This window comes from Devosia salina, assembly GCF_019504385.1.
Taxonomy (GTDB): Bacteria; Pseudomonadota; Alphaproteobacteria; order Rhizobiales; family Devosiaceae; genus Devosia; species Devosia salina.
Map to the genome: position 1 here is coordinate 3,558,674 of NZ_CP080590.1, position 18,827 is coordinate 3,577,500.

The window sequence follows — 18,827 nt, forward strand, 5'->3', positions numbered from 1 at the left end:
CGCACCAGGTGGTCTGGCCTCAGGCCTTGGCGCTGTGCGGCGGCACCATCAGCTCGGCGTCGAACACCACCACCATGTTGCGTCCCTGCGCCTTGGCCATGTAGAGCGCCGTATCGGCCATGTCGGTCGCGACATCCAGGCTGTCCCGTGCATCGGCAAGGCAGGCGCCGACGCTCACCGAGGCCGTTATCGATCCGGCCTGGCCCAGCGCGATCGGCTGCTGGTCCATGGCGGACATCACCCGCGTGGCGGCAGCGCGCAGCTGCTCCGGCGTCGCTCCGGGCAGCAGCACGATGAACTCGTCCCCGCCCCAGCGCGCACAACTGTCCCGGTTGCCGATCGCGGCGCTGATGCGCCTGGCCACTTCGAGCACCACCAGGTCCCCGGCGGCGTGTCCGTATCGGTCATTGATGGATTTGAAACGGTCGATATCGACCACCAGAAGGCCATATCCATCGCTCTGGGTCGCTTCCGCGTGCGCCGCCATGAAGCCGCGCCGGTTGAGAATGCCGGTTTGCCCGTCCCGGAAGGCGAGTTCTTCGAGTTCCCTGGTGCGCTCGCGCACGCGCGCTTCGAGCAGGCGCGTATTGTCGTCGACGGCCGCCGCCATTTCCGTGAACGAGGCCGCCAGGCGGCCGATTTCGTCCTGCTGTCCGGTCCCCATGCCCATGGCCGGTCCATAATCCCCCTGCCGCGCAGAGCGGACCACCCCTTCGAGTGCCGAGACCCGGTCGAGCACGGTGCGCTTGAACACCAGCATCAGCAGCACGGCGACCAGCACCATCACCGCCAGCAGCAGCAGGCCGATGGGCACGAACAGCCCCCGCTCGATGATGGCATCGAGGTCCATCAGCGTCACGTTGAACCACCCCAGCTTGTCGAGATAGCCCACGCCCACCAGTGTCTGCTTGCCGCCGATATTGACGAAAGCCGACTTTGCCAGCGCCCCGCCTGCAGCCACCTCATCCATCAGGCGCTGCAGTACCGCCTTGTCCTCGGGCGCATCCACCAGGGAATAGACGCTGCGCTTGTCGCTCATCTCCGCCGACAGGCTCGCCAGGTCCACCAGGTTCTCGTCGCGATGCGCCTGCACCTGACCCTGCCGGTCGACGAACATGGAGGTAATTCCCGCCTGCGGGATATTCACCACTTCCTGGATGAAGGCCGAGAGGTCGATACCGGTGCCCAATATGCCCAGCACATTGCGCCCCTCGCGAATGACGCAGTTCATCCAGACCTTGGTGACGCGCAGATTGGCGTCATTGTCGACATTGAGGTGGCATCCCTCGCCCAGCGCCCGCGTCGCAAAATACCATTTGTCGCGCGGGTTCTGCGGCGACACGGCATAGCGTAATTGGTCGCCGGCATAGGCATTGCCCGCGTCATTGTAATAGTAATTGCCGGACCGGTCGATGACGAAGAAATAGGAGTGGTCGACAAAGCTCTGCCGATAGTGCTCGAGCTCGGCAATGCCGCGACGCCTGAGGGTCTCGTCCTCCTCGTCGAGCGCCCAGTCGCGGATCGCCTGGCTGCCCGCCAGCGTCTCGGCCAGCGACACCTCGCGCAACAGCGCCTGCAATCCGCGGTGGCGATCGTAGAGCACCTGTTTTTCCGCAAACAGCGTGCCCAGCTGGATCACCGTGGAACTGACCACCCAGTTGAAGGCAAAATAGGCTGGTACGGCCACCACGGCGAAGCCGAGCAGCACAAACAGCAATACCCTGAGGCTGAGGGTATCGGCGATGCGACGTCCAATCTGGCGAATGATTGAAGCTTCCCGGTCGACTTGAGCATTTGCCCAAGTCTGGCCGAGAACGCCTCAATATCCTGTTAACGCTCTTTGCATGCTTTCGGAATTCAGACGAACTGGGCCAGGGCGGCCAGCTCTTCCTGCCGCACTTCGTGCCCGCCGTCATGCCAGGCAAGCTGCGTCTCGGCGCCATTGGCCGAAAAATAGTCTGCCAGCGTCTGCGTGGCGCCGGCCGGGGCGATCGGATCGCGCCGCCCTGCCGTGATCAGCACCTTGCGGCCGGAAAAGTCTGCCGCGGGCGGGGCAAAGGGGATCAGCGGGTGCATCAGCATGGTGACGTCGAACAGTTCCGGCGCCGCGAACTGCACCGAGGCCAGGATATTGGCTCCGTTCGAATAGCCCAGGCCCAGCACCCGAGACGGCCGCTCCGGCCCGATCTGCGCGCGGATGAAATCGGTCATTGCCTCTGTGCGCCTGCCGAGATCGGCCATGTCATAGACGCCTTCTCCGGTGCGCCGGAAATAGCGCAGCGCCCCGTTCTCGCTGACATCGCCCCGTGGCGCCACCCGCCTGGCGCCTGGCAGCAACTGGCCAGCCAGCTCGAAGAACTGGTTCTCGTCCCCGCCGGTCCCGTGAAACAGGAAGATCAGCGGGGCGGACGCATCGGTCTTCTCGTCGGCGCGAAAATCATATTGGGACATGGTGCAACTCCTTTGCCCCGATATTGGCCGATTACGCCCCCGGGGCAATGCGGCGGCCGCATCACGCACTGTTGCGCATTCTCAAACAATCAATGGCGAGCCCGATTGCACCGTCCCCGCTTCGCGCTACTATGAGCCATGTTCCTATCCGTATTCGACGTCTTCAAGATCGGCATCGGCCCCTCCAGCTCCCACACCATGGGACCGATGACGGCCGCCCGGCGCTTTCTCGATGATCTGGGCGCCGGCACCTGGCCGCGCGCCGCCCGCGCCCGCCCCGCTGCCATCACCGCGAGCCTGCATGGCTCGCTCGCCTTTACCGGCATCGGCCATGGCAGCGACCGCGCCGTCATTCTGGGCCTGGCCGGCGAGGACCCGAAAACCGTCGATCCCGACGCCATGGACGCCATCATTGCCCATGTGCGCGACACCGGCCGTGTTACCCCGCCGGGCCATCCCGGCTATCGCTTCCGCCCCGCCGTCGATCTCGTGCTCGACAAGACCATGCCCCTGCCCGGCCATCCCAATGGCATGCAGTTCTGCGCCTATGACGAAGACGGGCAGATGCTGCTGCGCCGCATCTATTTCTCCATCGGCGGCGGCTTCGTGGTCACGGGTGAGGAGCTCGAGGCCCTGCGCATAGCCTCGCCCGCCGACGCCGATGTGCCCTGGCCCTTTGCCGATGCAAAAGAGATGCTCGATATGGCAAGGCGCTCGGGTCTTTCCATTGCCGCCATGAAACGCGCCAATGAGGAAGCCCGCTTGCCCAGCGCGACGCTCAACCGCCAGCTCGACACTGTCTGGCAGGTCATGTCCGGCTGCATCGACCGGGGCCTCTCCCAGCGCGGCGAACTGCCAGGCGGCCTTAAGGTCAAGCGCCGCGCCGCCGCCATCCATGCGCAACTGGCCGACAAGTGGCAGCGCAACGAGATCGATCCGCTGATGGCCAATGACTGGCTCTCGGTCTTCGCCATGGCGGTCAACGAGGAGAACGCCGCCGGCGGCCGCGTCGTCACCGCCCCCACCAATGGCGCCGCCGGCGTCATCCCGGCGGTCCTGCGCTATGCCGTGCAGTTCAATGCCGGAACGGGCGATGCCGCCATCCGCGATTTCCTGCTCACCGCCGCTGCCATTGGCGGCATCATCAAGCACCGCGCCTCGATTTCCGGCGCCGAAGTCGGCTGTCAGGGGGAAGTCGGCTCTGCCTCGGCCATGGCGGCGGCCGGGCTCTGCGCCATTCTGGGCGGCTCGCCCGAACAGGTCGAAAACGCCGCCGAAATCGCCCTCGAACACCATCTGGGCATGACCTGCGACCCGGTGGGCGGGCTCGTGCAGATCCCCTGCATTGAGCGCAATGCCTTCGGCGCCGTCAAGGCCGTCACCGCCGCCTCCCTGGCCCTCAAGGGCGACGGCACCCACGCCGTCCCGCTCGACGCCTGCGTCGAGACCATGCGCCAGACCGGCCAGGACATGAACGAGAAATACAAGGAAACCAGCCTCGGCGGCCTCGCGGTCAACGTCGTCGCCTGCTGAACGCCGGCAGTCCGGTTCCTGCCCTCCCTCCCCCTTGTGAGGGCAGCGGCGCTGGCCCAAAGGGCCATAGCAAGGCTGGGGTGGGGGTACTTTTTTGCTCCAACGCGACAGTATTAGGCAAGCGCCTAGCCCCGATACCCCACATCGATCACCGCATGGCCCTCGGTCAGCCGCGAAACGCAGGCGCACATTCTGTGTCCCTCCGCCTTCTCCTCGGCGCTGAAGAACACGTCCCGGTGGTCGATCTGGCCGTCCTTGGCCTCCACCCGCACGGCGCACAGCCCGCATTCACCGCGCCGGCAATCGGAAATCATCTCCACCCCGGCCCCGATCAACGCATCGAGCAGCGACTGGTCCGAGCGCACCGGCACCGTCACGCCGCGATTGAGCACGTCCACGGTAAACGGCTTTTCCGCAAAGAGGCCGCTATCGCCGAACACTTCATAGCGCAAGCGGCTCACTGGCCGCCCCGCCGCCGCCCAGGCCGCCTTGGCTGCCTCCAGCATGCCGATCGGCCCGCAGAGATAGCATTCCGCATCGGCCGGCAGCGCCGCAAATTCTGCGGCGAGGTCGATATGTTCGCCCGCCGAGTTGTCGCGCAACACCAGTTGGTCGCCCAGCAGCGCCTGCAATTCCTCGGCAAAGGCCATCAAACCGCGCGACCGCGCCCCATAGACCACCCGCACCGAGGCGCCGCGCGCCACCAGCGCCCGCGCCATGCCATAGATCGGGGTAATGCCGATCCCGCCGGCCAGCAGCAAATAGTGGCTGGCCCGCCAGCTCAGTTCGAACCGGTTCTCCGGCAGGGTCAGGCGCACCTCCTGCCCCTCTCCAAGGCTCCACATATAGCGCGAGCCACCCCGGCTTTGCGGATGCAGCTTCACCGCCACCGCGATCTGCCCTGGCGGCGCCGGGATCACCGTATAGGTGCGGTTGGCCGCCTCGCCGTCGATCTCGACCCGGAAATTGCTGTGCGAACCCGGATCGAAGCGCGGCACCGGCCCGTCCACGGCAAAACTGATCTGCCGCACATCCTCGGCCACCTGCCGGATCTCCGCGACCTTCGCGTCCCGCCACTCAACACGATTGCGCATATTCTTCTCCTCCCAATCGCCCGACCAAGATCGCCGAGCGAAAGCTTTCAAGCCTGTCACCCCACCCTCATTCCCTCCCCATCAAGGGGAGGGAGGCGCAGGGGCACTGCGCGTGTGTTCATCGTCTCCCTCCCCCTTGTGGGGAGGGTAGCGAAGCTTGGCCGTCAGGCCTTAGCAGAGCTGGGTGGGGGGCTTTGAATGCCGCCATCACTAAGGCATCTGCAGACCAACATCAGCCGGCGACTACCCCACCACCAGCGACAAAGCCGGCACCCGTCTGATCAGGCTGCGATCCTGGTCGAGCACGAATTCCAGATTCTGCCGCGCCAGCCGTGCATGCTCGCGCGCCAGCGCCTCGGCACGGGCGCCTTCCCTCAGCGCAATGGCCGACACCATGGCGCGGTGCTGGGTCTGGGCGCCATAGAGCGAGCGCCGGAACTCCACCACGCCCGCCTGCTTGTCGAGAAACGCGCTGGGCGAGGCAAAGGGCAGGCTCGTCACCCGCTCGATTTCGCGCCTGATCGTCTGGCTCGACAGCCCCCAGAGCTTTTCATGGAAGCTGGCATTAAGATCGACATAGCGGTCGAAATCCATGTCCTCGACATCGCCGCGCAAAGCCTCGTCGATCCCCTCGAGCAGGCGCTGCAATTCGCCCAGCCGCGCCGGGGCAACGCCCCGTTCGGCGGCCAGCCGCAGCGCCAGCCCTTCCAGCGTCCCGCGCAGTTCGATGGCGTCGATCACCTCCTCGCGCGAAAAGCTGCGCACCGCATAGCCACCCGAGGGAATGGCCTCCACCAGCCCCTCCTGGCCCAATTGCGCCAGCGCGGCGCGCAGCGGCGTGCGCGAAATACCCAGCCGCTCCACCAGCGCCAGTTCCGACAGGCGCGTACCGGCCCGGATTTCGCCGGAAACGATGAGATCGCGCACCCCCATTAGTGCCCGCTGCGACTGTGCTGCCCGTTGCGACATGCTTTTCACTCCGCCGCCGCCTGCATGGCGGTTTCCTCCGCGATCATCCGGTCGATCAGCCGCCGCGCCCACATCGATCCGGCATCGATGTTGAGATTGTAGATCACATGGTCGGGATTGGCGTCGATCGCCTTCTGCTGGGCCTCGAGAATGCGCTCGTCCTCGCGGAAGATCGACGACACGCCTTCGCGCAGTTCATGCGTGCGGGCCTGCTCGTCCAGCTTGTAGTTGCGGGCAAAGGCCCAGAAATAGTGGCAGCTCTTGTCCGTTTCCGGGGTCATGGTGTTGAGCACGAAACCATTGACGCCCTGGCTGCGATCGCCTTCCGGCGCACCGGTCCCGGTGGGCGCGACCCCCACATCGATGGCAATGGTCGAGGGCGCCTGGAAATTGATGATCTGCCAGCGGTCGACATTGCCCGGCTTGCCCAATTGTCCGCGCCAGAACGGCGGCGCGTCGATATCCTTCATCCAGCGGGTAATGGTGGCGGTGGTGTCGGTATGGGTGGCTTCGAACGGCGCCTCGGCCACCGCGCGATTGCCGATGGACGAGCCATGCACATAGGTCTCGTGCGTCAGGTCCATCAGATTGTCGACCACGAGGCGATAGTCGCACTTGGCATGGATATATTTGCCGTCCGCCGCCCATTCGGGGTCCTGGTTCCAGTGCAGGTCCGGCACCAGCGCCGGATCGGCCAGCGCCGGGTCGCCCATCCACAGCCAGACAAAGCGGTGCCGCTCGACCAGCGGATAGGATTTGACGCAGGCCGACGGATTAATGGTGTCTTGCGACGGCATGTATACACAACGGCCGGTGTCGTCGAATTCCAGGCCATGATAGCCGCAGATGACATTGTCGCCATAGAGCTCGCCCATTGAGAGCGGCAGCAACCGGTGCCAGCAGGCATCGGCCAGCGCGACCGCCGTTCCATCCTGCTTTCTGTACAGAACCACGGGCTTGTTGCAGATCGTCCGCGCCAGCAATTCGCGCTTGACCTCGACGTCCCAGGCCACGGCATACCAGGTGTTCAGCGGAAATGTGGGCTCGCCCATTGTCTGGTTCCTCCTCCAGGGCTCGAGACAATGAATACCGATTGTATACAAAAATCAAGAAGGCGATTGCCAAACTTTGGTCGAACCGCCAACACTCCGCCCCAACCAGGAATCGAGGAGGACCATTCATGGCCGTTGCCAAGCCGCCCTATCACGCCGATGTCGTTGGATCGTTTCTGCGCCCCGACAGCATCAAACAGGCCCGCAAGGCCCGCTTCGAGGACAAGACCCTGAGCGCCGAGGAGCTCAAGGCCGTCGAGGACGAAGCCATCCGCGACGTCATCAAGATGCAGGAAGATGCGGGCCTCAAGGCGGTGACCGATGGCGAATTCCGGCGCGCCTGGTGGCATTTCGATTTCATGGGCATGCTCAACGGCCTCGACATCATCCAGCGCGAGGGCGGCGGCATCCAGTTCCATGGCGTCCACACCAAGCAGGACGTGCCGGTGATCACCGACAGGCTCAGCTTTCCTGCCGATCACCCCATGCTCGAGCATTTCAAGTTCGTGGCCGCCAATACCAGGGTGACGCCCAAGATCTCCATCCCCGGCCCCAGCGCCGTGCATTTCCGCATCGCCGACGACGACATTGCGGTCAATGAATACAAGCACGACGCCGAGGCTTACTTCGAAGCCATCACCTTGACCTACAAGGATGCGGTGAAGGCCTTTTATGACGCCGGCTGCCGCTATCTGCAGATGGACGACATCTTCTTTGCCTATCTCTGCGACCCGAAAATCCGCGCCGAGCGCAAGGCCAGGGGCGAGGATCCCGATTGGCTGATCGGCCGCTACGCCAGGATGATGCACGACGCCATTGCCGACCGGCCCGACGACATGCTGATCGGCATGCATATGTGCCGGGGCAATTTCAAATCCACCTGGGTCGCCGAAGGCGCCTATGACCCGGCGGCCGACGCCATCTTCAACCAGACCGATGTCGATATCTATTTCATGGAATACGACACCGACCGCGCCGGTGGCCTCGAGCCGCTCCGCCTCCTGCCCAAGGGCAAGAAGCGCGTCCTGCCTGGCTTCATCACCACCAAGACGCCTGAGCTCGAAGACCTCGATGACTTGAAGCGCAAGTTCGAGGCGGCCAGCAAATATGCCGATCTCGATCAACTCGGCATCGCCCCGCAATGCGGCTTCGCCTCGACCGAAGAGGGCAATGATCTCACCATGGACGACCAGCGCCGCAAGCTCGACCTCGTCGTCAAAACCGCCGAAGCCATCTGGGGCGGGGTCTGACCCCCGATCCCGGTCCGCATCTTAAGCGCGCTGGAACCCGCCATAACACCCGGCCGCCCCATCCGGCGGCCGGGTCTCTTGGTCTGACGCTTCCGCTCGCGCCTGCTCAGCGCGTCACTCCGCCGAGGCGGAGGCCTGCGGATAGCCATCGAGGAAGGGGATGGCGATCTCGCTGACTGCCGTCGTATTGATGATATCGTAATGGGTGGCATTAGGGATCACGGCGAAATGGTCCTGACCCATGCCGGAGCGATCCCAATTGGCGTCCTGGGCACTCCCGCCCAGTAGCTCATAGAGCCGGGCCGCGGCGCTGATCCGCACCGCGTCCCAATCCCCCACAATCAGCAGCGTCGGCGCCGTGACCTTGGCGATCTCGTCGGTCCAGTCATAGTCCTGGCCGATAAAGGTCGTGACCTCCGTCACCGCCTCGAGCCAGCTTGCTTCCCCGCCGGGCGCCTTGGCGACATAGGCCTGATGCATGGGCGAACCGACAAGGCTCTCGGCCGTGGCAGCCGGGTCCTCACCCATGGCCTTCATGCCATTGTAGTTATAGTCGTGCCAATTCCCGAAGGCATGCGCCATCGAGACCAGCACAAGCTTGTCGACCACATCGGGATGATCGATGGCAATACGCAGGGCCGTGGCCCCGCCCAGCGAATAACCCATGACATCGGCCTTGTCATAGCCGAGCGCCTTGATGAGCTCGGCAATGTCGGTGGCCATGGCCGCAAAGCTCATCGGTCGGCCCAGCGGCCCGGTGCCGCCATGCCCCTGCAGGTCGACGCCGATGACCCTGCGTCCCTCCGCCAGTGCTTCGATATTGGGACCGAACATTTCGACCGTTCCGAACCCGCCATGGATCAGTACCAGCGGCTCGCCCTCCCCATAGGTCTGGTACCAGATCTTGACGCCATTGACGTCGGCATGACCGGATTCGACCGGCTCGGGCAGCTGTGGCATGGGCGGGGCCTCCTGGGCCGAAATGGTGCTCGACGCGATCAGGGCAAGGCCTGCCGCGACAATGGTGGACGATAGAATGCGTCTGGACATGTCTTGCTCCTCCTGGCGGCCGCGGGCAGTCGCGGCACCTTGGTACCAACACCACGAACGGCGTGGCGCGGATTCGACAGTCCCAATCATTTTCGCAAGCAAGAAGCCCTCACGGGCGCGCCCAAGTCGCTGCCCGCGCCGACCCCAAAAGGAAAACCCCAGCCACTCGTCGGAGTGACTGGGGTTCTTTGGTTGCGGGAGCAGGATTTGAACCTGCGACCTTCAGGTTATGAGCCTGACGAGCTACCGGGCTGCTCCATCCCGCGTCAAACACTGGCCTTGCGGCGCGGTGTGACGGCTATATAGGGGGTGTGCGCCCAGACCTCAACCCCTCTTGACCCTTCCGTGACGGTTTTTTGAACCCGCCCGGCAAACGCGCCGAAAAGCCCGGCCCCGCCTGTGGAAAAGCCCCTTCATCGGCAAATGCCGCTGAATAGCTTCCATACCAGCGCGAGCTGGTCTAGGGTCCGCCACCCGCCCGATTTGCAGACTGCGACACGGATAATTCTTCATGCAATTCAAGACGCTTGGCCGCACCGATCTCAAGGTCACCGATATTTGCCTGGGCACCATGACCTGGGGCAGCCAGAACAGTGAGGCCGAGGGCCACGCCCAGATCGCCATGGCGCGCGACGCCGGCATCAACTTCATGGACACCGCCGAACTCTATGCCGTGCCCGGCAGCCCCGAAACCAGCGGCCGCACCGAAGAAATCATTGGCAATTGGTTCACCGCGAACAAGGATCGCGACAAATGGGTGCTGGCCAGCAAGATCGGCGGTGGCGGCACCAGTTTCCTGCGCAACGGCTCCCGCCCCAGCGCTGCCACCCTGCGCGAGGCGCTCGAGGCCAGCCTCCGGCGCCTCAAGACCGACTATCTCGATCTCTATCAGATCCACTGGGCCAGCCGCGGCCACTACCACTTCGAGAACTATTGGTCCTATCGCCCCGAAAAGCAGGACCGGGCGGCCACGCTCGCCAATATGGAAGAGGTGCTCTCCACCATGGGCGAGCTGGTGCGCGAGGGCAAGATTCGCCATTTCGGCCTCTCCAACGAGACCACCTGGGGCATCGCCCAATGGCTCAAGCTTTCCGAACAGAAGAACCTGCCGCGCGTCGCCTCGGTACAGAACGAATATAGCCTCATCCGCCGCATCTTCGACCATGACCTGGCCGAATTGAGCCACAACGAGGATGTGGGCCTGCTGGCTTATTCGCCGCTGGCCGGCGGTCTCCTCACCGGCAAATATTTCGATGGCGCCACCCCCAGGGGCAGCCGCAAGGACTATCAGAAGGGGTTCTGGCGGCTCAACGAACATTCCGAGCGCGCCACGAGAGCCTATCACGACGTCGCCGCGCGCCACGGCCTCGATCCGGTGCAGATGGCCATCGCCTTCTGCCGCAGCCGCCCCTTCATGACCTCGACCATTATCGGCGCCACCAGCACCGAACAATTGGCCCAGGTGCTTGGCGCAACCGATCTGGTGCTTTCGCCCGAGGTGCTGGCCGATATCGACGCCACCTATCGCCAGCACCCGCGCCCGATCTGACCCCCGCACAGACGGCCGGCGCCCGCCGGCCGTCCCACCATCTCCGGCATGGCTATCGCGCGCGCCGACGCTATAGTCGGCTCACTTCTGCGTCACCCGGAGCATCACGTGACCACGCTCTTCACGTCCATCTTCCCCCTTCTGGCCTACCTCGCCTACAACATCATCGTGCCGCAGGTGGAAAAGCTGCGCCCCTCGCTCTCGGTGATCATGAACATGCAGCGCCGCCGCTGGGTCGCCAACGCCACCCGCCGCGAAACCCCGTTCGACGCCATCCTGTCGGGCAATATCATGCAGTCGGTCAGCTTCCTCGCCTCCACCGCCGTGCTGCTGGTGCTGGCCGTCTTTGCCGTCTTCGGGCAATTGCCCACCCTGATGGAGGCGCTCGATTCCCTCTCGCTCGACCGGGTTTACACCGTGGTGGATGTGCAACTGCACCTGGTCATCATGCTGACCATGTTCGTGCTGGCCTTCTTTGCCTTCACCCTGTCGCTGCGCCAGTTCAACCATTTCTGCATCATGCTCGGCGCGATCGACCACGACCGGGTGACCACCGAAGAGGAGATCGACGCCATCGCCCGCATGAACGGTCTCGGGGCCAGGAATTTCAACAGCGGCATCCGCGCCTATTATTTCTCGGTCTCGGCCACTGCCTGGTTCGTCTCCGAATGGCTGGCCGTCGCGGTCTGCCTGGTCACTGTCCTCGTGCTGGCGCACCGCGAATTCTTTTCCTCGGCGCACCGCACGGCCGCCTCGGCCGCCGTCATGGCCGCCCGGCACCGGAAGGATCGAGCGCCCTGAGCGGCGCATCGGGGCGCGCGGGCCGCGTCACCTCGCCCAGGAACGCCCGGCAATCGCGCCGCACCGGTGCCAGCCAGCGCAGCGGCAGGCTGAGGGCCAGCAGCGTTCCGGCATGACCCAGCCGCGGATAGAGCCTGAGCGTGGCGCGCTGCCCCGCCGCCTGCACGGCCGCGCCGAGCCGCTCGCTGTTGCGCGGCAGCACCAGCTCGTCCCGCCCGCCGGCCACCAGCAGCATGGGCGGCGCCGCCGCGTCCACATGATTGATCGGCTGCGTGCCCGCCCCATCGGTCGCCTGCCCGAACACGCGCTGCGAGATCGGGCTGTCGAAAGGATAGAAGTCATAGGGGCCCGAGAGCCCGATCACGCCCGCAAGCGTCGCTCGGGTCGCCGCCGGCAACCATTGCGGATCGAGAGCCAGTGTCGCCGCATTATAGGCACCGGCCGAATGTCCGGCGAGCACCAGCCGCGTCCAGTCCCCGCCATGGGCGGCGATATTGTGGCTCACCCATTCCACGGCCCGGGCGCAGTCGCGCATGAAGGCGGGATATTCGGCGTCCGGCACCAGCCGATAGTCCGGCACCGCCACAACATAGCCCAGCGCTGCCAGCGCATGGGCGGCAAAGCCGTAATGGCTGCGGCTCCCCTCGCTCCACGATCCGCCATAGAAGAACACCACCACCGGCAGCGCGCCCTTGCCGGGCTTTTTCGGGCCATAGACATCCAGCCGGTGCCGCGCATCCGGGCCATAGGGCACCGCGCGCGCCAGGCGGCGCACGCCGCCATCCTTGGGCACCAGTGCTGCGACGAGATCGGCCAGGCTAATGGTGAACCTCCCATGTTCTCATCCAGATACGCCGCGATCGGCCCGGCGGTTTCATCGCGCGGCCGAAAATCCATGCCGAGGCGACGCGACAATTTATGACGTTGACATTCAACTATGGTGGCGGTTTATTCCGCCCCGTTGAGAACTTTTGTGGCCCCGCCATGCTTGTGTGCCAGTGCAACATGATCACCTCCCGGGAGATCGAGGACATCGTGCTCGATCTCTTGAAGGCTGATCCGTGGCAATTGGTGGTTCCCGCCAAGGTTTACGCCGAACTCAACCGTCGCGCGAAATGCTCGGGCTGTGTCCCGAATGTGGTGGACATTATCGTCCGCGTCACAGAAAATTATCACGCACAGCAAGCCCATGAGCCCGCCGAACTGGTCCAGCTCCAGTCGGGGCTCGAAAAGCTCAAGAAGCAACGGAACGGAGTACGTCGTGAAAGGCGAAGCACAAGTCATCGAGCGGCTTAACGAGGCCCTTTTCCTCGAGCTCGGCGCGGTCAACCAGTACTGGGTGCATTACCGCCTGTTGGACGATTGGGGCTATAAGCGCCTGGCGTCCAAGGAGCGCGCCGAATCCATCGAGGAGATGCACCACGCAGATAAGCTCATCGAGCGCATCATTTTCCTGGAGGGCCACCCCAACCTGCAGCGGGTCGCGCCGCTCCGCATCGGCCAGACCATCAAGGAAGTGCTCGAAGCCGATCTCGCCGGCGAATATGACGCCCGCACGGCCTACAAGGCCAGCCGCGAACTCTGCGAACAGCTGGGCGACTATGTCTCCAAGAACCTGTTCGAGGAATTGCTGGCCGATGAGGAAGGCCATATCGACTTCCTCGAAACCCAGCTCGACCTGCTCGACAAGATCGGTCCGGAAAAATACGGCCAGCTCAATTCCGCTCCGGCCGACGAAGCCGAGTAAGCCGGACGAACGCCGCCAAACCATTCAGCCGCTCGGACCCGTGTCCGGGCGGTTATTTTTTGACCCATTTACCGGAGTTGTTTTCATGCAGTTTCACACCGGCCGCCTGATCGACCACGTCCATCTGCGCGCCAGCAACGTCGCCACCACCCGCTATTTCTACGAGAAGGCCCTTGCCGTTCTGGGCATTCCCATCACCGCCAGGGGCGAGGGCTGGTTTCAGGTCGACGAACTCTTCGTCGACGCCGCCGATGCCCGCACCGCGCCCAGCCATGTCCATCTGGCCTTCCAGGCCAGGGATCGCGACACTGTCGACGCCTTTTATCGCGCCGCCCTGGCCGCCGGCGGCACCGACAATGGCGCGCCCGGCGAGCGCCACTATCACCCCGGCTATTATGCCTGCTTCGTCCTCGACCCCGATGGCAACAATATCGAAGCGGTCTTTCACGGCCCCAGCACGCGCTCGGCTCCCTCGGTCCTCATCGAACCCACGCCCTGAGCACCACCCCTGAACAGGAGAATCCAATGCCCATCGTCAGAGTGGAAATCGCCAAAGGCGTAGCCTCGACCGACCAGAAGAAGGCCGTCATCCGCCGCATGACCGACGTGCTGGTCGAGGAACTGGGTCGCAATCCGGAATATGTCTTTGTCGTCATCGACGAGGTCGATACCGACAATTGGGGCCGCAAGGGCCAGTCACTGACCGAGCTCTGGCAGGAGCGGCAGTCCAGGCCGGACGGCGAACCCTCCTAGAGCGCGCGTTCGGTTTCAACCGGAACGGACGGGTATTGCTTCACGTCCCGGCCTCTTCGGCCGGCCAGGGCACGATCTCCAGCTCCGGCCAGATGGCCTTGGCCCGGGCTGCCTTGCGCTCATGCGTCGCCCGGTTCGGCAGGACCGGATTGGGGGTGACGCGAAACGAAAACATGTCGTCGAGCCCGAATGGCGCATGGATGGAAATCGTGCCATCGGCCTCCAGCCGCGCCGCCACCGCATGGGTCTTGCTCGCAAAATAGAGCATCATGTCGGCGCTGCAGGTCAGCTGCGGATAATCGAACCCGAACCGCTCCGAAAACCACAGATGCACCCGCGCCTGGTTGCGCAGCTCGACCGGGATCGGCAGGCCGGCAAACTGCGCTTCGGCCCGCCGGATCACCGCGTCCTCGGCCGCATAGCTGAGGTCGTTATCGTCAAAATAAACCACATCCGCATCATTGATCCCGGTCAGCGCTGGCCGCCCCGTCAGCACGTTCCACACACTATTGTAGATGGCCCCCGACCCCAGCAGCGCATCGGGCAGGCCGAGTGCGTTCATCCCCTCGAGAATGGCCATCAGGTGCGGCTGCGCCCTGATGATCTCGATCAGCACGAGGCGCTGTGTCTCCGGATCGACCCCGGCATGGCGAAGATGGTTGGGCATGCCGGGAGCATAGTCCGATTCGCCGGCCCGATACGCCCACCCTCCCAGATGTCCGAATAGGGTGGTTTTCGGACAGTCTATTCTCCTCCGAATATCCCACCCCACCGGCCGTCACCCTCGGGCCTGACCCGGTCGACGCCACGCCGGTCACGCGTTGACAGAGGTCCTCGGGTCGAGCCCGAGGACGGACGGGGATCGGTTGAGCGCGAGGTGCAAAACATTTTATCCCCGGGACCAGAACCTCCCCCATACTCCCCCCATCACTCCCGCGCGGACGGACTGCAGCGAACTTTTGCGGGGGGAGCCGGGCGTAATTGGGTCGCTCCAATTGCGCGTCTAGGAAGCGGTCACCCTGCGACGAGCGTTCAATGGGGACCGAGACCTCTACGAAAAACCGGTATCCCGAGGCGGCGACGTCTCTATTACTTAGTTTTACTGAGACGCACGCGCCTCGGGACACGTCCATTGCAGAACCGGAGGCCATGCGCCGGCCGGCACATTGGCGCGTGTGTTCTTTGACATCACGCCTAGTTCTCGATCGGCTGGAACATCTGGTTGAGCTCGCTGACGATCTGGTCGATCGGTGCCACTGAATCGGGCAGCATCTGCGGCGGCTCGGGCGCCACGGCGAGATAGGGCACGCCGCTGGGAAAAGCCCCGAAGCGCTGGAAAAAACTCACCATGTCGTCCAGCACCGGCATGCGCCAGCGCCACATGGCCCCCATGGCCAGAACCGGCTCCATATGGCCAAAGCCGTCATAATATTGCGTCGTCACCCAGACGCCCTGGGCCCGGAGGCGGTTGGCGAAGCTTTCGGTATTCTGCATCCGCACGATGGGGTCGGTCGTGCCCGTCGCCAGATACATGGGCGGGGATTCGGCGGTGATCAGGTTGATCGGCTGCGTCCCTTCGGGGCTGGGTGCCTCGCCGAAGACGTCCCGCACTTCATTATATTCGAACGGATAGAAGTCATAGGGACCCGAGAGCGCCGCCACCCCCAATATGGGCATGGTCACGCCAAATTCGGCGCGGAACGAGGGGTCGAGCGCCTGCATCACCGCATTATAGGCGCCCGCCGAATGCCCGGCCAGAAACAGCCGGTTCGGGTCGCCGCCATAATTGGCGATATTGTCCTGCACCCAGCGCAGCGCCCGCGCTCCATCCTCCAGGAAGTCCGGATAGCGCACGTCGGGATAGAGCCGGTAATCGGCGATGACCGTGACGAAGCCGCGCGACGCCAGGGCCCGGCCGACAAATTCATATTCACCCCGTTCGCCCCGGCTCCAGCCGCCACCATAGATGAAGAACACCACCGGCGCGGCTGTCCCGCGCTGCTCGGGGGCATAGACGTCGAGCTTGTTGCGCGCCCCGTCCCCATAGGCAACGCCGTCGCCGACCTTGGCCGTACCGCCATCCATGGCTGCGGGCAGATTGAACGGATCCATCATCGAGACGGCAAAGGCTGGCGCGGGCAGGATCAGCGTCAAGGTGACAAGCGCGGCAAGGATAGATCGGACGGCAAACATGGCAAAGGGAATCTAGGGTCGGGGGGATTGCGGTAGCCGGCTTCATGGACGAGGAAACCGGGGATTTTGTGGCACCCGGAATGGGCGAGGGCAGGCGCGACACCCTGTGTTCGCTGGCCTGCCCTCTACTTAAGCGCAGACGAGATTGCGCCGAGTTTGTTAACAGCTCGTTAACGCTGCCCTCAGCGCTTCAACCGGTCAAGCAGCAGGCCGGACACATATCCGTCAGCGGGCAGGCCCCGGGCCTGTTGATAGGCGATCACCCCAGCCCGCGTCTTCGGCCCAACGACCCCATCGGCCGTGCCGACATCGAAGCCGGCCCGTCCGAGCAGGGCCTGGAGTTCTCCCCGCTGCGCCTTGTTGAGCGCATAATCGCCCGCCGGCCAGGGGGTCACGAAGGGCCCGCCCCCCAATATGCGGTCGGCCAGGTGCCCCACGGCCAAGGCATAGCTGTCGGAGTTGTTGTAGCGCTTGATGACATCGAAATTGGGCAGCAGCAGGAAGGCGGGGCCATGGGCGCCGGCAGGCATATAGAGCCGCGCCACATCGTCGGGTCGCGGAAAGGCCCGGCCCGAGGCCCGGCTAATGCCCATGGCCTGCCATTGGCTGAGCGGCGCCTTGTCCATCGAGCGGGCCGCCGTAAAGTCGAAGCCGTTCGGCAGCTTGATCTCGTAGCCCCAGGTTTCGCCCGGTCGCCAGCCGAAGCTCTTGAGATAGTTGGCAGTCGAACCAAGCGCATCGGGCACCGAATTCCAGATGTCCTTGCGCCCGTCCCCATTATAGTCGACCGCATAGCGCATGAAGCTCGAGGGCATGAACTGGGTATGGCCCATGGCACCGGCCCAGGAGCCGACCATGGCATTGGCCGAGATGTGCCCGTCGGTCACGATGCGCAAGGCGGTCAGCAGTTCGGATCGGAAATAGTCGGGCCGATAGCCCTTTTCGGTCAGGGTGGCGAGCGCATGGATAGTGTTATTGCCGCCCATGAAGCCGCCGAAATTGGTTTCCATGCCCCAGATGGCCAGCACGATTTCAGGCTGCACGCCATAGCGCTGCTGCGCCCCCGCCAGGGTCTGTGCCCATTCACCCCGCATCGCCCGTCCCTTGTCGGCCTGGGCGGCGGTGACGCGCTTGTCCACATATTGCTGCACCGTCTGGGTGAATTCGGGCTGCTTGCGCGTCAGCTCGATCACCTGCGGAATGGGGTTGTAGCTGGCAAAGGCGGCCTCGAACGCCTGGCGGCTGACCCCGGCACGCTGCGCGTCGGGCCAGAGACTGCGCACGAAATCGGCGCTGTTTGCCATCGCGGCGCCAGGCGCCAAAAGACTGGCGACAAGGCTCGCCACGCAGCTCCAATGCCGCAGACGTGTAGAAGGGACACCACCGGTTCGGGTCATCTTTGGCCTCGTGATACGCGCTACAGATCAAGTCACGAACGCGCCGGCATGTGCCCAATCGGCATGATCCCCAATAAGGGCCGCAGGTCTGTCGACCGGATCATGCAGGGCACACGCTCCTGCGCGCGTATCAAAGCATTAACGCACCCGATTAAGATGACCTTAAGGCAAAGCCGCCCGCCCGATCACATCGATGTCAGTCCACATCGCCATCCCCGTCAATCTCGGTCTGGCGTGCGGGCGGCGGTGCGGACCGGCCGCCCCCGCCCGCGGGAACATAGGTGACATGGGGATAGGGGATCTCGATGCCACGCTGGGCAAAGATCATCTTGACGATCTCGTTATATCGCCGGCCGGTCGCCCATTGCTTGCCCGGCAGTGTCTTGATGCGGGCCCGCACCGTGATCGCCGAATCCCCAAAGGCAGTTATCCCCTGCATGTCCAGATCGTCGAGAATATCGTCCTTGTGCTCGGTCTCCATCAGCCGCTCGAACGCCTCGTGCATGGCCAGCTTGACCGCGTCGATATCGCTGTCATAGGCCACCCCGATCTCGGCCACATGGTAGGAGAAGCCCCGCATCATGTTGCTGACCTGGTCGACCGAGGAGAACGGGATCAGGTGCACCGTGCCGCTGAGGTCACGGATGGTCACCGAGCGGATGGTCAGCTTTTCCACCACGCCCGACCAGGCGCCCACGGCCACCACATCGCCTTCGTTCATGATGTTCTCGAACTGGATGAAGATGCCGGTGATGATGTCCTGCACCAGTTTCTGCGCGCCAAAACCGATGGCCAGGCCCACCACCCCGGCACCAGCCAGCAGCGGCGCGATGTTCACGCCCACCTGGGCCAGGGCCAGCATGGTCCCGAACACCACCAGGGCCACGGTGAACGCGTTCTTGAACAGGTTGAGCAGCGTCTTTTCGCGCGAGGTCGGCACCCTGCCGAAATTGACATTGAGCCGGTACTCGACCCACGAGGCCACCAC

The 18,827-nt window shown here is 64.2% G+C and carries 19 protein-coding genes and 1 tRNA gene (1 of these 20 cut by a window edge); 8 read left to right on the forward strand and 12 right to left on the reverse strand.

Annotated elements, in window-relative coordinates; genetic code table 11:
* Positions 1-19: 19 nt before the first annotated feature.
* Positions 20-1,708, reverse strand: coding sequence for a sensor domain-containing diguanylate cyclase (locus K1X15_RS17460; protein ID WP_240549539.1), 1,689 nt, complete (start codon positions 1,706-1,708; stop codon positions 20-22).
* A gap of 149 nt (positions 1,709-1,857) precedes the next feature.
* Positions 1,858-2,451: an alpha/beta hydrolase gene (locus K1X15_RS17465; protein WP_220304861.1), complete on the reverse strand. Its 594-nt coding sequence runs from the start codon at positions 2,449-2,451 to the stop codon at positions 1,858-1,860.
* A gap of 138 nt (positions 2,452-2,589) precedes the next feature.
* Here K1X15_RS17465 and K1X15_RS17470 point away from each other — a divergent pair, with 138 nt between their 5' ends.
* Positions 2,590-3,984 carry an L-serine ammonia-lyase gene (locus K1X15_RS17470; RefSeq protein WP_220304862.1) on the forward strand — a complete coding sequence of 465 codons (1,395 nt, stop codon included), beginning with the start codon at positions 2,590-2,592 and terminating at the stop codon, positions 3,982-3,984.
* 125 nt (positions 3,985-4,109) lie between these two features.
* Here K1X15_RS17470 and K1X15_RS17475 read toward each other — a convergent pair whose 3' ends face one another.
* The 3 genes from K1X15_RS17475 to K1X15_RS17485 form a co-directional block, all read right to left on the reverse strand.
* Positions 4,110-5,078, reverse strand: coding sequence for a PDR/VanB family oxidoreductase (locus K1X15_RS17475; RefSeq protein ID WP_220304863.1), 969 nt, complete (start codon positions 5,076-5,078; stop codon positions 4,110-4,112).
* A gap of 243 nt (positions 5,079-5,321) precedes the next feature.
* Positions 5,322-6,047: a GntR family transcriptional regulator gene (locus K1X15_RS17480; RefSeq protein WP_220304864.1), complete on the reverse strand. Its 726-nt coding sequence runs from the start codon at positions 6,045-6,047 to the stop codon at positions 5,322-5,324.
* A 5-nt stretch (positions 6,048-6,052) separates the two neighbouring features.
* Entirely contained in the window at positions 6,053-7,099 is a 1,047-nt protein-coding gene (locus K1X15_RS17485) for an aromatic ring-hydroxylating dioxygenase subunit alpha (protein ID WP_220304865.1), read from the reverse strand.
* Between the two features lie 128 nt (positions 7,100-7,227).
* Here K1X15_RS17485 and K1X15_RS17490 point away from each other — a divergent pair, with 128 nt between their 5' ends.
* The gene (locus K1X15_RS17490) at positions 7,228-8,349 is read left to right on the forward strand and encodes a 5-methyltetrahydropteroyltriglutamate--homocysteine S-methyltransferase (RefSeq protein ID WP_220304866.1); all 1,122 of its coding nucleotides are present in this window, start codon (positions 7,228-7,230) and stop codon (positions 8,347-8,349) included.
* Positions 8,350-8,463: 114 nt separating this feature from the next.
* On the opposite strand, the gene K1X15_RS17495 is transcribed toward K1X15_RS17490, so the two are convergent.
* Both K1X15_RS17495 and K1X15_RS17500 read right to left on the reverse strand, forming a co-directional pair.
* A complete protein-coding gene (locus K1X15_RS17495) occupies positions 8,464-9,399 on the reverse strand; it encodes an alpha/beta fold hydrolase (protein WP_220304867.1) in 936 nt (311 codons plus the stop codon).
* Between the two features lie 189 nt (positions 9,400-9,588).
* Positions 9,589-9,665 (reverse strand) — tRNA-Met (locus K1X15_RS17500).
* Positions 9,666-9,910: 245 nt separating this feature from the next.
* On the opposite strand from K1X15_RS17500, the gene K1X15_RS17505 reads away from it, so the two are divergent.
* Both K1X15_RS17505 and K1X15_RS17510 read left to right on the forward strand, forming a co-directional pair.
* Positions 9,911-10,948: an aldo/keto reductase gene (locus tag K1X15_RS17505; RefSeq protein WP_220304868.1), complete on the forward strand. Its 1,038-nt coding sequence runs from the start codon at positions 9,911-9,913 to the stop codon at positions 10,946-10,948.
* Positions 10,949-11,056: 108 nt separating this feature from the next.
* Positions 11,057-11,749, forward strand: a complete 693-nt coding sequence (locus K1X15_RS17510; RefSeq protein ID WP_240549540.1) for a DUF599 domain-containing protein — start codon at positions 11,057-11,059, stop codon at positions 11,747-11,749.
* Here the strand turns inward: K1X15_RS17510 and K1X15_RS17515 are convergent.
* Positions 11,712-12,524 (reverse strand): alpha/beta hydrolase, encoded by an 813-nt coding sequence (locus K1X15_RS17515; protein WP_220304870.1) that lies wholly within the window; start codon positions 12,522-12,524, stop codon positions 11,712-11,714. The two genes, K1X15_RS17510 and K1X15_RS17515, sit on opposite strands and share 38 nt — an antisense overlap.
* A gap of 209 nt (positions 12,525-12,733) precedes the next feature.
* On the opposite strand from K1X15_RS17515, the gene K1X15_RS17520 reads away from it, so the two are divergent.
* The 4 genes from K1X15_RS17520 (at position 12,734) to K1X15_RS17535 (ending at position 14,249) form a co-directional block, all read left to right on the forward strand.
* Complete coding sequence (locus tag K1X15_RS17520; RefSeq protein ID WP_220307596.1) at positions 12,734-13,045, forward strand: (2Fe-2S)-binding protein; 312 nt, start codon at positions 12,734-12,736, stop codon at positions 13,043-13,045.
* Positions 13,011-13,496 (forward strand): bacterioferritin, encoded by a 486-nt coding sequence (bfr, locus tag K1X15_RS17525; RefSeq protein WP_220304871.1) that lies wholly within the window; start codon positions 13,011-13,013, stop codon positions 13,494-13,496. The genes K1X15_RS17520 and bfr overlap by 35 nt, the downstream gene beginning before the upstream one ends.
* Before the next feature lie 85 nt (positions 13,497-13,581).
* Positions 13,582-13,995: a VOC family protein gene (locus tag K1X15_RS17530; RefSeq protein WP_220304872.1), complete on the forward strand. Its 414-nt coding sequence runs from the start codon at positions 13,582-13,584 to the stop codon at positions 13,993-13,995.
* Between the two features lie 26 nt (positions 13,996-14,021).
* On the forward strand, positions 14,022-14,249 hold the full coding sequence (locus tag K1X15_RS17535; protein ID WP_220304873.1) for a tautomerase family protein: 228 nt from the start codon (positions 14,022-14,024) through the stop codon (positions 14,247-14,249).
* A 40-nt stretch (positions 14,250-14,289) separates the two neighbouring features.
* Here K1X15_RS17535 and K1X15_RS17540 read toward each other — a convergent pair whose 3' ends face one another.
* The 4 genes from K1X15_RS17540 to K1X15_RS17555 all read right to left on the reverse strand — a co-directional run.
* Positions 14,290-14,916, reverse strand: coding sequence for a nucleotidyltransferase family protein (locus K1X15_RS17540; protein ID WP_220304874.1), 627 nt, complete (start codon positions 14,914-14,916; stop codon positions 14,290-14,292).
* A 527-nt stretch (positions 14,917-15,443) separates the two neighbouring features.
* A complete protein-coding gene (locus K1X15_RS17545; RefSeq protein WP_240549542.1) occupies positions 15,444-16,442 on the reverse strand; it encodes an alpha/beta hydrolase in 999 nt (332 codons plus the stop codon).
* Positions 16,443-16,624: 182 nt separating this feature from the next.
* A complete protein-coding gene (locus tag K1X15_RS17550) occupies positions 16,625-17,746 on the reverse strand; it encodes a lytic murein transglycosylase (protein WP_240549543.1) in 1,122 nt (373 codons plus the stop codon).
* A gap of 289 nt (positions 17,747-18,035) precedes the next feature.
* Positions 18,036-18,827: the 3' portion of a mechanosensitive ion channel domain-containing protein gene (locus K1X15_RS17555; protein WP_220304876.1), read on the reverse strand. Its footprint extends 1,350 nt past the window's final position; the window shows 792 of its 2,142 coding nt (coding positions 1,351-2,142); its start codon lies beyond the right edge, outside the window; it ends in the stop codon at positions 18,036-18,038.